11 protein-coding genes and 5 pseudogenes are annotated in these 13384 nt (G+C 64.5%); 10 read left to right on the forward strand and 6 right to left on the reverse strand.

Annotated features, from left to right (window positions below; translation table 11 throughout):
* The first annotated feature begins 1074 nt into the window (after positions 1-1074).
* Entirely contained in the window at positions 1075-1503 is a 429-nt protein-coding gene (locus OJJOAM_RS23150; protein WP_422649992.1) for a hypothetical protein, read from the forward strand.
* 139 nt (positions 1504-1642) lie between these two features.
* Here OJJOAM_RS23150 and OJJOAM_RS23155 read toward each other — a convergent pair whose 3' ends face one another.
* On the reverse strand, positions 1643-2158 hold the full coding sequence (locus OJJOAM_RS23155; protein ID WP_422649993.1) for a hypothetical protein: 516 nt from the start codon (positions 2156-2158) through the stop codon (positions 1643-1645).
* A 174-nt stretch (positions 2159-2332) separates the two neighbouring features.
* Between OJJOAM_RS23155 and OJJOAM_RS23160 the strand changes: the two genes are divergently transcribed.
* From OJJOAM_RS23160 to OJJOAM_RS23200, 9 genes and pseudogenes are all read left to right on the forward strand, one after another.
* On the forward strand, positions 2333-2809 hold the full coding sequence (locus tag OJJOAM_RS23160; protein WP_422649994.1) for a carboxypeptidase regulatory-like domain-containing protein: 477 nt from the start codon (positions 2333-2335) through the stop codon (positions 2807-2809).
* Positions 2810-2940: 131 nt separating this feature from the next.
* Positions 2941-3374, forward strand: a pseudogene (locus OJJOAM_RS23165) (universal stress protein).
* A 160-nt stretch (positions 3375-3534) separates the two neighbouring features.
* Complete coding sequence (locus OJJOAM_RS23170; protein ID WP_265632449.1) at positions 3535-4572, forward strand: zinc-dependent alcohol dehydrogenase family protein; 1038 nt, start codon at positions 3535-3537, stop codon at positions 4570-4572.
* A 65-nt stretch (positions 4573-4637) separates the two neighbouring features.
* Complete coding sequence (locus tag OJJOAM_RS23175; RefSeq protein ID WP_422649995.1) at positions 4638-5747, forward strand: HAD-IC family P-type ATPase; 1110 nt, start codon at positions 4638-4640, stop codon at positions 5745-5747.
* Positions 5737-6306 (forward strand): annotated as a pseudogene (locus OJJOAM_RS23180) (HAD family hydrolase); the annotation flags it as partial. The gene OJJOAM_RS23175 and the pseudogene OJJOAM_RS23180, both read left to right, overlap by 11 nt.
* Before the next feature lie 133 nt (positions 6307-6439).
* Positions 6440-6859 (forward strand): annotated as a pseudogene (locus tag OJJOAM_RS23185) (HAD-IC family P-type ATPase); the annotation flags it as partial.
* A 79-nt stretch (positions 6860-6938) separates the two neighbouring features.
* A complete protein-coding gene (locus OJJOAM_RS23190; protein WP_422649996.1) occupies positions 6939-7325 on the forward strand; it encodes a cation transporting ATPase C-terminal domain-containing protein in 387 nt (128 codons plus the stop codon).
* Between the two features lie 90 nt (positions 7326-7415).
* Complete coding sequence (locus OJJOAM_RS23195) at positions 7416-8168, forward strand: universal stress protein (RefSeq protein ID WP_422649997.1); 753 nt, start codon at positions 7416-7418, stop codon at positions 8166-8168.
* Positions 8169-8187: 19 nt separating this feature from the next.
* Positions 8188-9018: a universal stress protein gene (locus OJJOAM_RS23200; RefSeq protein ID WP_422649998.1), complete on the forward strand. Its 831-nt coding sequence runs from the start codon at positions 8188-8190 to the stop codon at positions 9016-9018.
* 45 nt (positions 9019-9063) lie between these two features.
* Here OJJOAM_RS23200 and OJJOAM_RS23205 read toward each other — a convergent pair whose 3' ends face one another.
* From OJJOAM_RS23205 to OJJOAM_RS23225, 5 genes and pseudogenes are all read right to left on the reverse strand, one after another.
* Entirely contained in the window at positions 9064-10143 is a 1080-nt protein-coding gene (locus tag OJJOAM_RS23205; RefSeq protein WP_422649999.1) for a GNAT family N-acetyltransferase, read from the reverse strand.
* An 88-nt stretch (positions 10144-10231) separates the two neighbouring features.
* Positions 10232-10483: pseudogene (locus tag OJJOAM_RS23210) on the reverse strand (acetate--CoA ligase family protein); the annotation flags it as partial.
* A 52-nt stretch (positions 10484-10535) separates the two neighbouring features.
* Entirely contained in the window at positions 10536-11789 is a 1254-nt protein-coding gene (locus OJJOAM_RS23215; protein WP_422650000.1) for an acetate--CoA ligase family protein, read from the reverse strand.
* 45 nt (positions 11790-11834) lie between these two features.
* Positions 11835-12292 (reverse strand): annotated as a pseudogene (locus OJJOAM_RS23220) (universal stress protein).
* Between the two features lie 101 nt (positions 12293-12393).
* Entirely contained in the window at positions 12394-13383 is a 990-nt protein-coding gene (locus OJJOAM_RS23225) for a zinc-dependent alcohol dehydrogenase family protein (protein WP_422650001.1), read from the reverse strand.
* Position 13384: the final 1 nt, after the last annotated feature.

Genomic DNA, 13384 nt, shown 5'->3' on the forward strand with positions numbered 1-13384 from the left:
TGCGACGTTTCCTCGATCGCGAGGACAAGAAGCGATAGAGGCGCTTCGTCCAGCAGGTAACCGAGATGTGCGCACCATTGATCCACTGTTTCGCCCCTTAGCAGCATGGCGCGCAGTACGTCAGTGGGAAGCCACCCGCGATAGCTCACGCTGCACGTTCGTGCGGCCATATCCGCCCAAGGTCTTGGTGCCAGTGGCTGCAGCGTGCTGATGTCCAAGCCCAAGACGCGCAAGATGGACAGCGGATCATTAGCGGCGCAAGGCGTTGGCAAGATAGGCGGCCTGTGCAACGGATAGTTGCAAGGCTGACAAGCGTGCCTCGACTGCCTGCTCTTGGACGCGGCCGAGCTCAAACCGGGAATCCGCCCGGGGCGGTTGTGGTCGATCAGTAGCTGAGCGTTCTCGAGTCATGGTGATAAAGACTGGCGTGCTGGGCTGCGGGGTTTCATTCTTCATCCCTCGCTCTTGTCGACGGACTGCACGTCGAGGTTGGCCATGAAGTTCGAATGAGTCGAGATATAGCCCGTAAAACTGGACGAATTGACGCTTTGCGCTGGCCACCAGCTCAGCGTTATCGGACTCTCCGGTAAGCCACGAAAAATCATATCAAAAGGGACCAGCGGCCACCATCCATTGCCGCGCAAGATCGAAGACGAGCATGGAGCTGTAGAAGCCATTGACATGCACGAGGCTTGGTTACAACAGTCATGGTTAGCATACCGTGACAACATTGATCGATAATCGGCGGGCGCAATTGCTACGCCATGAGGGCGTATTCCATACGCACAATGGCGATCCCCTCCTTGCCGGGTGTCTGGCCAGAATTTCACAATGGCGTTCACAGATACGCAATGACAATTGCTTGATCTAGCCCACCATGGCGCCTTCCTGATGCCGCTACGCTGGACCTGGTAGCCGGTTCTGCCAGATGGCTGGCAGACAGATACGGGAGATTTCCATGCGTGTGCCTCCACTTCTTGCGTGCCTGATTTGCGCAGGTATTCTTGCATCCGCGTCGACGATGGCCGCGCCGCCGGAATCGATCGCGCTTAGAGGTGCTCCAGAATCCGCCATGTGAACGGCATCGACTATGTGTCAGGCGGAATTGGGGTGGAAGAAATGTCCGCCATGCGAGCCATCGCGGGACGCTTCAATGTCCACATGCAGTTCGTCAACGAGGTAGACGGTTCAAGCTTGGCGGACGTGACGGTGACCTTGTTCAACGCACGGCGAGACATCGTGCTGCTTGTATTGAGCGAGGGTCCGCTTCTGTACCTCCAGTTGCCACCCGGAGATTACCGCGCTTTAGTACGATCCGGCGGCGCCATCGAATGCAGGAGCGTGCGGGTACGCGCCGATGGCCGTGGTCCTTCGTTGCTGCTTCGTCTTCCTGGCGAGAGTGCCAGCGAGATCATGTCACGCATTGCGGAGCGTCTTAGTGTTCATCCAGTGCAACACAATGACCGGCATGGCTGCCGCCGGCTGGCAAAGAAGCAGGACTGACACTGTGATACGGATCGGTCGATCCGCGACCAGGGTACCAAAATCGGCGGGCAGGAGCGCAACGCCCGCGTTGCAGGCAAGTACTGCCATGAGCAGAAGCTAGAACAAGGTACGGGCGTACGAATACCGACCATCGTCGCTAATTCCGCTGCAGTCGTGCATCCCGACGCACGAGCCATTCTTGACGCGAATCAAAACGCATGAGACTGCGCGGCACTAAGCTGGAATGGCCGATGCGGACGAGGCAATTTTTCGCGGCTGCCATTCCGGCGTCCCCCACCGTTTGCCGGTTCAGAAGCGAGCCTAGATCATGCGAAAGATCGATTTTGCCGACGACGCACCGCAGTACTGGTCGGATTAGCCCGGACTGCAGTGTGCCGCCAGCGTGGACGGGGCGCTCTGCACCTATGCCGTCACGGCGCAAGCACTGGAGGAACACTTTGCCACAAGCTCTTACCGCAAGGAGGACCTGGTGTCGGCATTCGCCGATCACCGCGATGAAATCGAGCGGGGTTGCGCGAACCTTCTTCGAGATGACTGGAGCGCGCTTCACCGCGGCCATTTTCGCTTCGCAGCGTAGGCTTGCAGCTGCCGCTGCATGGGCGCTTTCGGCCACGGCCGCATCCGTGAATCGCTGCTTGGTGGTGTGACGCACACCATTCTGACTTTCGATGACCGTTCCGGTACTGATGTTGCACTGACGGGCGGTCGCGATTCCATCGCTTGACTCGGTCGACGCGGTGTTGCGACGGCACCGTTCGTCACGATGCCCGATTGCGATATGAGTACGCGCATGCCTTTCCGGAAAACGAGAGTTCTGCTCGGTTCATTGCTGATCGCCGTCGCGTCGTTCGCTTGCGCCGCAGCTGTCCAGGTGCCGGTCGATACGCCGCCAGCCGTCCCGGCCGGCGTCCTGTATTTGAGCGGTGGGAACAGTGAAGACAGCATGAAAGCCATGCTGAAAATGGCCCACAGTTATAACGTACGCCTGACCATGGTCGATGCTGCGCGTGGAGATCCGCTGGATCATACCTCTGTCCTGGTGGCCGGTGCCGACGGTCATCCGTTGCTGATGGTGGTTGCGACGGGGCCCATGTTCTATCTGAGGCTACCTGCCGGAGCCTATTGGCTGGCAATCGGTTACGACGGATGGGTCAAGGCGCGCGATATCGTCGTGGACACCGAGGCGCTCGACCTGACGTTTCGCCTTCCCGTCGACCCTTCATCGGGCAAAGCGCCGTTCTCCGAAACATCACCGCTTGATCGAAGTGACCGTCATGTGTTCGTGCGCACTCCCATTCCTTGAAGCGAATCAATTTGCTCCTGCAAACACGATGTACGGTGAAGGCATACCGGAGGCCATCGGGACCGAGCGCTGAAGCGGCCCTCTGCTTGTGGCGCCAACCGAGGTCATGCTTGATGCAGTGGAGAACGACGATGCACAGTATTGTCTTGCCGACCGACGGATCGGCCTATAGCGATACGGCGGCGTGGTGCGCCGCGAACCCGAAGCTGTTCAAGCGGGACGAGCTCTGTGTGCACGTCGTCCATTGCGTTCCGGACCTGTCGGGGGAGGTCAAGTCCTTTATCAGCAAGGCGGAAATCGATCGTTGGCATACCACCGAAAGCGCCAACGCTATGCAGTCCGTTGTCGACATCCTTCGGGAGGCAGGTGTCCGAACGGTGACGCAAGGGCTCGTTGGTTTTGCCCCCGAGCGGATCATCGCCTATGCGAAATCGGTTGGGCCGAGGCAATCGTCATGGGGTCGCATCGGCGGGGCGCGTTCCTTGATGCCATTGTCGGCTCGGTCGCGGGCCGCGTCCTCGCACACGCGCCATGTGCCGTGGTCCTTGTCAAGCCTGTCTCATGAGCAGAGTCCATGTTCCGGCTGCCGAAGCATCGCCAAGACCTTTGACATGGGACAGGTTCTGGTTCGATCCCGAGCCGCTATCGTAGCTTGCGCTGCGTCAATATCCCGCTCCTTGTCCGCGTCTACTCTGGAAGGACGCCACCATCGCAAGGAGCAAGAGATGAAAGCGCTGATTTACCAAGGGCCGGGTCGGCTGAGCCTGGAAGACAGGCCCCGTCCCAAGGTGCAGTCCCCGACCGATGCGGTCGTACGCGTGACGGCGACCACAATCTGCGGTACGGATCTGCATATCCTCAAGGGAGACGTGCCAACGTGCGAGCCGGGCCGAATCCTTGGCCATGAAGGCGTTGGAGTGATCGAGGAGGTCGGCACTGCCATCGCTACGCTCAAGCCCGGCGATCATGTCTTGATCTCTTGCATTACCTCGTGCGGAAGGTGTTCATATTGCCGCCGTGGCATGTACTCGCATTGCCAGAGCGGCGGATGGATCCTCGGACATCGCATCGACGGTACCCAGGCAGAGTTCGTTCGTATACCGCATGCCGAAACAAGCCTGCATCGGATTCCTGACGGTATGGACGAGGAAGCGCTGGTCATGCTGTCCGACATTCTGCCGACGGGCTTCGAATGCGGCGTGCTCAACGGCAAGGTGGAACCAGGCAGCACCGTCGCGATCGTCGGCGCGGGGCCGATTGGGCTGGCGGCGCTGTTAACGGCGCAGTTCTACTCGCCGTCCCAATGCATCGTCATCGATCCGGATGCCAATCGGCTGGAGGTGGCCCGCGCGTTCGGCGCCACGGCATGTATCCGGAACAGCGAGGCCGACCCGGTCGAGGAAGTCATGCGACTGACCGATGGCCTGGGCGCCGACTGCGTTGTCGAAGCCGTCGGTATTCCGGCGACGTTTGAACTGTGCGAGGAACTGGTGGCGCCGGGCGGGACGATCGCCAACGTCGGCGTCCATGGGGTCAAGGCCGATCTGCACCTGGAGCGCCTTTGGGACCGCAACGTCACGATCACAACGCGCCTGGTGGACACGGTGAGCACACCGATGCTGCTCAAGGCGGTAGGAGCAGGCAAGCTCGATCCAGCCCGATTGATCACCCATCGGTTTCGCCTTGACCAGATGCTCACTGCCTACGATACCTTCGGCCAGGCAGCCAGTACCAAGGCGCTCAAGATGATTATCCGGCCCTGATCGATACCGGAAGGGGCGACATATGACCTCGCCGCTTGCCCAGCGGGGAGCCTCTACCCACCGCTGTGGACGTCGGCCTGACAGAGCAGCAGGCACGCGACGCCCTTGAGCGATACGGGCCGAACGCACTGCCGCAACCGGCGCTGCCGACGGTGGCGGCAGTCTTTGTCAGGCAGTTCCGCAGCCCGCTGATCTATGTGTTGCTGATCGCCGCGCTGGTATCGTTGGCGTTGGGAGATCTACGGGATGCGGCCTTTATCGGACTGGTGCTGTTGATCAACGGCGCCGTCGGCACGGCCCAGGAATACTCGGCGGACCGGGCTGCCCATGCCTTGCGCGATCTACAGCAGCCAAAGGCGCTCGTCGTCCGTGATGGCAAGCAGCGGGAAATCGATGCGCTCGCCGTGGTGCCGGGCGACCTGGTGCTGCTGCAGCCGGGCAACCGGGCACCCGCTGACTTGCGGCTGCTCGAAGCGGATGACCTGCGGTGCGACGAATCACTGCTGACAGGCGAATCGCGTCCGGTGGCAAAGTCGGCCCACACCGCCCAGGCCGCCGGCGAGCGTCCGGCCAACATGGTGTTTGCCGCCAGCATGGTGACGCGCGGGCGAGGGCGGGGCGTCGTGACGGGCACCGGCGCATCGACCGAACTCGGCAAGATCGCCGGGCATGTGCTCGGTGGTGAAGGCTACGTGGCTCCCCTGATCACCAGGCTCGATCGCTTCTCGCGCATCATCGGGGTGGTCGTCGCTGTGGCCCTGGCAGTCCTCATTGTGGTCGGATGGGCGAGAGGGATGCAGTGGCATGAGATGTTTATGATGTCCGTCGGTCTTGCCGTCAGCGCCATCCCGGAGGGGCTGCCCGTGGCCATTTCGGTGGCGCTAGCCGTGGCAATGCGGAAGATGGCGCAAGTCAATGTCATCGTTCGCCGGATGCCGGCCATCGAGGCGCTCGGATCGTGCACGCTGATCGCCACGGACAAGACCGGTACCCTGACATTGAATCAACTGACTGTGACCGACCTGACCCTGCCGTCAGGCGCGCACTACCGTTGCGATACGGGGGGCCGACCCGCACGCCTGTTCGATTCGCGCCGTCCATTCTGTGCCAACGTCAGCCGACAGCACACAGGCCGATCTGACACGGCTGCTGCACGCAGCGGTCATGCCGAATGAAGGCGAATTGCTGCTCGATAGTGGCGCATGGCGCGGGACCGGCGACACCGTCGATGTTGCCCTGCTATTTCTGGCCGAGAAAGCGCGCGTTGCACGAGACGCCCTGCATGCGGCGTCGCCGTTGCTGCAGCGGATTCCCTACGAGCCTGACCTGCGCTATGCCGCGTCGTTTCACCATGGAGCGGACGGCGTCCATGTTTACGTCAAGGGCGTGCCCGAAACGCTGATCGAGATGGCGGACAGCATGGACGAGCGGGGCGACGCGGTGCCGATCGATCGCGCCTTGTTGATGCGGCAGAAGGACGAGATGGCGTCACGCGGCTTGCGGGTGCTGGCATTCGCCAGCGGCACCATAGAGCGGGACACGTCGTGTCAGTATGGCCATGGTCACCTGGTCGACCTGACCTTTCTCGGCATGGCCGGAATGCAGGATCCAGTGCGGGCGGAGGTGCCGGCGGCGATCGCAGATTGCTTCCGCGCCGGTATCGGTGTCGTGATGATTACCGGAGACGACCCTCGCACCGCAGCGGCGATTGCAAGCGAAGCCGGGCTGATGTTCACCGACGACCAGATCTGCACAGGAATCGAGGTGGGCGCGGCCGAAGCAGCCGGTGAATCGGCGCTCGACCGGCTGACCGAACGGGCTGTGGTTTTACGCGCGCGTCGAACCTCAGCAGAAGCTCGCCATTGTCCTGTCGCTCGCGCGCCAGGGCAACGTGGTGGCGGTGACGGGCGACGGCATCAACGACGCGCCGGCGTTGCGGCAGGCCCATGTGGGCGTCGCCATGGGCCGCGGCGGCACCGACGTGGCACGAGAGAGTGCCGACGTCGTGCTGACCGATGACAACTTCGCCTCCATCGTCAACGGTATCCGCGAGGGCAGGGTGGCCTACGCCAACATCCGCAAGGTCATCTTCATGCTGTGCTCGACCGGCGCGGCGGAGCTTCTGCTGTTTGCGCTCGCCATCCCGTTGGGCATGCCGATGCCGTTGCTGGCGGTGCAATTGCTCTGGCTCAATCTTGTGACGAATGGCATTCAGGACGTGGCGTTGGCCGCGGAGCGCCCCGAAGGCGACGAGCTGCGCTATCCGCCGCGCTCGCCTGGCGAGCCGATCTTCGACCGCGTAATGATCCGGCGTGTCGCACATTCGGCGATCTGGATGGGGCTCGGGGGGCTTTGTCGTCTTCTACATGGCGCTGCAGCGCGGCGAGAGCGTCGAATCCGCACGAAATCTGCTGTTGCTGCTGTTTGTGCTGTTCGAGAACGTGCAGGTGTTGCTCAGCCGATCGGAGCATCATTCGATCTTCCGGCAATCGCTGCGAGGCAATCCACTGCTGGTGGCCAGCGTGCTGCTGACGCAGGGTGTGCACATTGCCGCGATGTGGATGCCCGGTGTCAGCGATACGCTGCATATCGCACCGGTGTCGCCGGCGAGCTGGGCGCTCCTGCTGGCCATTGCGGCTACGCTGCTGGTCGTGATGGAGCTGGAAAAGTGGTGGGACAAGCGGCCCGACGGCGCGCCGCGCGCCCAGGTTGGCTACGCGGGCGAGCGTCGCCAGCGGGGAGGCACACCATGAACGTTTCACATGACTTCGCCAGCGTCATGGTGCATCTGGACGCGGGGGAGCCGTTCGCTGTACAGGCTCGAGCTTGGTGCCGGTCTCGCAGTGCAGCTCGATGTGCCGCTGACATGTCTGTATTCGACGTTCCAACCGGATCCGGCATGGCTGCGCAGGACGGACGACGGCGATCGCTACCTCGGCGAGATTGAGCAATGGCACCAGCGGACTCGCGAGCAGATGCGACGGCAATGGGCTGCGTTGATGCCGGAACTGCCGCGCGGCACGCGGTGGCTGGCGAGCGACGCTGATCCGCTGGACTTTTGTGTTCGAACGTCACGGCAGGCAGGCCTGCTTCTTCTTGGCCTGCGTGACGATGTCGATCAGCATGCCTTTGTCGCGCCAGGCTTTGTCGAAACGATGGTGATGGCCAGCGGCCGACCCGTGCTGCTGATTCCACCACAAGGGCGATGCTCGCTGCATGCGCCTCACGCGGTCATTGCATGGGACGGAAGCCGGGAGGCGAGCAGGGCCCTGCATGACGCCATGCCGCTGCTCGCCGGCGGATCGGCGACGATTTTCCATGCCGCCAAGCCGGGCGACGCAACGCGCGGCGGCGGCGGGCTGCATCATGCCATCGCCGTTCTCGCCGAACACGGCGTATACCGCGATGTGCGGGTGGAGACGGTGCGAAGCGACAGCGACGTAACGCGACGCGTGCTGGAGGCGGTCGCCGATACAGGGGCCAGTCTGTTGATTATGGGCGCATACGGGCATGGCACGGTACGCCAGTTCGTGCTCGGCGGCGTCACCAGGATGGTGCTGGCGCATGCCGTGGTGCCGGTACTGATGTCACATTGAATCACGCTCGGAGACCACCATGGAATTCCAAACAATCCTGGTCGAACTGGACGACGATGCCGCTTGCGCTGATCGGATCCGGGTTGCCGGGGATCTGGCGCGGCGTTTTTCGTCGCACGTGCTGGGCCTGACCGCGACCGGTTTTCGCCTGGAGCCGTTCCGCTCGGTCGGCGAAGAGGCTCGCCGCTATGCCGAGGCGGCGCAGCAGACTCTGCGCCAGCGCGCGCAGATGGCGTCCGAACAGTTCACCCGTGTGCTGGCGGAGGCGGCGCCAGGTGTCACCCACTCGCACCGCTTGGTCGAGGAAGAGGCCGGATGGGCGCTGGCGACTACGGGACGGGTGGCGGACATCGTCGTCGTGCGCCAGCCGCTGTGGCCGGCCTCGACGCCGCCATTGGCCTCCGAACCGGCCGAATATGCGCTGCTGAATGCCGGGCGGCCATTGCTCGTCGTGCCGGAAGGGGTGCGATCGTGCCCGGCCATCCACGTGATGATTGCCTGGGATGGCGGGCGCGAGGCTGCGCGGGCGGTCGCCGACGCCATGCCGTTCCTCAGGCGCGCCGACCGTGTGACGGCGGTCGCGATGACGACGCCGGAGCGGCAGGAAGAAGGCGCCCCGCTGGAGGACCTGCTAGTCTACCTGCGCCGCCACGGCGTGGACGCAAGCGGCATCAACGAGCCAGATACGCCGCAGCCGGGTCCCGCCTTGCTGGCGGTGGCGACGACGCTGAGCGCGGACCTGATCGTCGCCGGCGGCTATGGTCACTCGCGCATGCGCGAACTGATGATGGGCGGGGCGACTCGCAGTCTGATCCGGGCTTCCCGTGTGCTGGTGCTGCTGTCGCATTGAGCGGCGAGCGGCGAGCGGCGCGAGGTCTGGCGCGCCGCCGCATCGTCAGTCCAGATCCAGCCGCAGGTGCCAACCGTTTGCCGCGGGAGCGGCACGTGCGACGGTGAAACCGCATGCGGTGGCCAGGGCCAGCATGGCGGCGTTGTCGGGCAACGTCGTGCCGACCAGGCAGGCAAGCTCGCGCGTCCGGGCATAGGCAATGGTCTTTTTCAGCAGCAAGGTGCCCAGCCCACGATGCTGCAGGTCCGAGCGCACGGCGATGGCGAATTCCGCGCTCCAACCATCCGGATCGGCCGCCAATCTGACTTCGCCAATGATCTGTCCTTCGTCGACAGCCGGCATGCCCGCGCTGTTGTCACGCCCGTGGGCAGCATCGGGCGGCAGTACCGCGACGAATGTCATGTCGCGCGCATAGTCCAATTGGGTCCACCGCAGGAAGTGAGTCGGATCGGCAGGGCGATGGACGGCGCAGAAAAATCGCCGGTGTGCATCGATCTCGCTCAGCGCATCGACAAAGGCGGCATAGCGCACGGCGTCGTCCGGTCGAATCGGGCGCAGCAACAACGTGTGACCGTTCCAGTCGACGGTCTGCACCAGCTCTGTGGGGTAGGGCAGGATGGACAACCGATCGGTCGGTCGTCCGCTTGCACGGCGTATGCCGACGCGGGCGTCCAGCGCCAGAACGCCGCATTGGTCTGCGATCAGAGGATTGATATCGAGCTCGACCACCTCGGCCAACTCGCACGCCAGGCGAGCGATACGCATCAATACGTGCAGGATCGCGCCGCGATCGGCCGCCGGCACCCCCGCGTAGGCGCCGAGCAAGCGCGCTACTCTGGTGCTGTCGACCATCTGGGTGGCCAACGCCTCGTTCAGAGGCGGCAGACCGATGGAGCGGTCGCCGAAGCGCTCCACCGCGGTGCCGCCCTGGCCGAACAGCACCACGGGGCCGAAAACGGGATCGGTGGCAATGCCGACGATCAACTCTCGTGCACCCGCGCGGCCGGCCATACGCTGGACCGTGAATCCGTCGAGGCGCGCGCCGGGATGGGTGGCACCGATGCGCTCGAGCATCCGTGTCGCAACGGCGCGCACTTCTTGGGACGACGCCAGATCCAGTGCCACGCCGCCGACCGACGATTTGTGAGTCAGGTCTGGGGGAGCGTATCTTCAGCGCAACCGGGAAGCCGATGCGCGATGCCACCTCGGCGGCGTCGACGGGGTCGCGCGCGACCTCGGTTTCGACCACCGGTATGCCGTAGGCCTTCAGCAGGCGCTTGGATCGCGCCTCGTCCAGCATCGTCGTCCCTTCGCGCAAGGCGGCCTCGATCACGGCCCGCGCGGCGTTGTTGTCGACGCATTCCGTGTCGTCCGCCTCGGCGGCGCTCGGCACATGCAGCAGCATGTGTTGATTGCGCTGGAACTCCACCAGCTGCAGAAAGCCGCGAATCGCCTGCTCGGGCATGGCGTAAGCCGGGATGCCGGCTCGCTGGCAGAGCAGCCGCGCGTCGCGCGCATCATCGCCACCGAGCCAGCACGCGAGGAACGGGTGCGCTGCGCTGGCCGCGCCGTCGATGATGGTCTGCGCCACGGCGCGGGTGGGCACCAGTGCGGTCGGTGCATGGATCGTGAGCACGGCGTCGACGTCGCTGGCATGCGAGACGACGGCCAGTGCATTCGCATACCGGCCAGCGTCGGCGTCGCCAACGATGTCGACGGGGGTTGCCGCGTGACCATCCCGCCGGCAGGCATCGGTCCAGCGCTGCAATGGTGTCGACACCGAGGGTCGCCAGGGTGCCACCGCTCAGCACCAGGGCGTCGGTCGCCAGCACGCCTGCGCCACCGCCGTTGGTGACGATACAGAGGCGCTCGCCCGCCAGCGGACTCCCCCGAGCCAGCGTCTCAACGGCGTCGAACAGCTGCTCGGTGGAGGTGACGCGCAGCAAGCCTGCGCGCCGGATGACGGCATCCCACACATCGTCTGCGCCGGCCAACGCGCCGGTATGCGAGGCGGCGGCACGCGCGCCGTCGGGGACGCGCCCTGCCTTGACGATCACCACCGGCTTGCTTCTGGCTGCGGCGCGGGCCGCGCTGAGGAACTTGCGGCCGTCGCGAACGGCCTCCACATAGAGAAGGATGGCGCGCGTGGAGGCATCCGTCGCCAAATAGTCCAGCACGTCGGCGACATCGATATCCGTACTGTCGCCGAGCGAGACAAAGTGCGAAAAGCCGATGTCGCGCGAGCGAGACCAGTCCAGCACCGCGGTGGCAAGCGCGCCGGACTGCGTGGCGAAGGCAAGCGGCCCGCTCTTGAGCGGGCCTGTGGCGAAGCTGGCGTGCAGGCCGACCCGCGGCACCATCAGGCCGACGCAGTTCGGCCCCAGCACGCGCAGCAGGTAAGGCCGGCTGGCGTCGAGGATGGCTTGCCGCCATGCGGCCCGCCGGCCGCCCTCAGCGGGGGGGCCCGCCGTCACCACTACCACCGCGCGCGTACCGATCCGGCCCAATTCTTCGACCAGTTTCGGGACCGACTCTGCCGGCGTGCAAATGACGCCCAGTTCTGGCGCCTGTGGCAGCGCGGCGACGTTGCGGTAGCAGGGCCGTCCTGCCAGCGTGTCGTACTTGGGATTGACCGGAAACACGGGCCGGGCGAATCCACTCTCCATCAGGTTGGCGAGGATCGCGGCGCCGATGCTGCCGGGCCGGCGCGATGCCCCGATCACGGCGATCGACTCGGGCCGGAACAGATGCTCCAGATTGCGCGTGCTCATTGCCGCGGGCGCCGGGGAAGGTGCGTAGAGTCGGGCCGCATCGGCTCAGTCCTCCTTCTCGCTGCGGATCATAAGTACAGGCTTGTTGGTCTGCCGAATCACGCGCCTTCGGCGACGCTCCCCATCACGAGTCGGCGCACACCGCGTCGGCCGTGCGTACCGAGAACGATCAGATCCGTGTTCCTCGCATCGGCTTCCGCGACGATGGTATCCGCGATCTTGCCGGGCGACACCGGCCGCTCGATCAGCTTCAGCTGGTGTTCGATGCCGGCCTGCGACAGACGCTGCCCGGCCTCGTTCAGCGCCTGTTGCCCGTTGGCGAGGATTGCCTTCATCAGCAAGTCGGGGTTGTAGTAGCCCGTATCGAAGTAGACGTCGACATTCTCGGCAATGAACAGCGCCTCGACTTCGGCTCCGCACGCCTTTGCCAGCGTGATGGCCTGGCTCAGGGCGAGGTCGGACGAACTGCTGCCGTCCACCGCCAGGACGATCTTCCTGTACATGATTGCACTCCTCCGTAGGTGGGCTGGCGCCCGGGATCGCGATGTCTGGAGCTTAGCCGTTCAATGGCGAACGCCGTTGACCTTGATCAACTTTGCGTCGATCACGGTCCGATCTTGAGCACCGCCGCGCCGGCAAGGCGGCCGGCGCGCAAGTCCGACAGCGCCCGGTTGGCATCGGCCAGCGCGTACGGCGTGACCTGGATGCGCAGGGGCACTTCGTTGGCAATGCGCATCATCGCGTGGCCGTCCGCGCGGGTCAGATTTGCCACAGAAACCAGGCGGCGCTCCTGCCAGAGCAGGCTGTACGGAAAACCCGGGATGTCAGACATATGGATCCCACCGCAGACGACTGTTCCCCCTTTGTGTACGGCGGCGAGCGCCAGCGGCACCAGCTCCCCGACCGGAGCGAAGATCAGAGCGGCATCAAGCGCCACCGGCGCGACCTCATTGCTGCCGCCAGTCCACAAGGCGCCGCTTGCCCGTGCCAGCGCCTGGGCGGCGGTGTCGCCCGGACGCGTGAAGGCATAGATCTCCGTGCCTCGCGCGAGGGCTATTTGGGCGACCAGATTCGCGGCTGCGCCGAAGCCATAGATGCCGATTCTTCGCGCAGGGCCAGCCATATTGAGGGTGCGTAGCCCGATCAGGCCCGCGCACAAAAGCGGGGCGGCCTGCAGATCGTCGTAAGCCTGCGGAATCGGAAAGCAATACGCCGCATCGGCCACGGCGTACTCGGCGTAGCCGCCGTCGCGGAGATAGCCCGTGAACTGCGGGGCATCGCACAGATTTTCCTGGTGATTGAGGCAGTAGGCGCACCGCATGCAGGTGCGCCCAAGCCAGGGAACGCCGATCCTGTCGCCGGGGCGGAGACCAGTCACATCGGGGCCACAGACGTCGACGCGGCCGACGATCTCATGGCCAGGAATCAAGGCGGGCTTCGGTAGCGGCAACTCGCCATCGACGATATGCAGATCGGTCCGGCAGACGCCGCAGGCGGATACCGCGATCCGGACCTCGCCAGGGCCGGGCTCGGGAATGGGCACTTCGCGCGATTCCAGCTCGGGCGAACGGCCATCGAAGACCATGGCATGCATG

Source organism: Cupriavidus sp. H18C1, from assembly GCF_049311595.1.
GTDB lineage: Bacteria > Pseudomonadota > Gammaproteobacteria > Burkholderiales > Burkholderiaceae > Cupriavidus > Cupriavidus cauae.

Coding starts and splice junctions, on each gene's coding strand:
- OJJOAM_RS23170 (WP_265632449.1), top strand. CDS start 3,535: ATGAAAGCGCTGATTTACCAAGGGCCGGGTCGGCTGAGCCTGGAAGAC.
- OJJOAM_RS23190 (WP_422649996.1), top strand. CDS start 6,939: ATGGCGCTGCAGCGCGGCGAGAGCGTCGAATCCGCACGAAATCTGCTG.
- OJJOAM_RS23200 (WP_422649998.1), top strand. CDS start 8,188: ATGGAATTCCAAACAATCCTGGTCGAACTGGACGACGATGCCGCTTGC.
- OJJOAM_RS23215 (WP_422650000.1), bottom strand. CDS start 11,789: ATGAGCACGCGCAATCTGGAGCATCTGTTCCGGCCCGAGTCGATCGCC.
- OJJOAM_RS23225 (WP_422650001.1), bottom strand. CDS start 13,383: ATGCATGCCATGGTCTTCGATGGCCGTTCGCCCGAGCTGGAATCGCGC.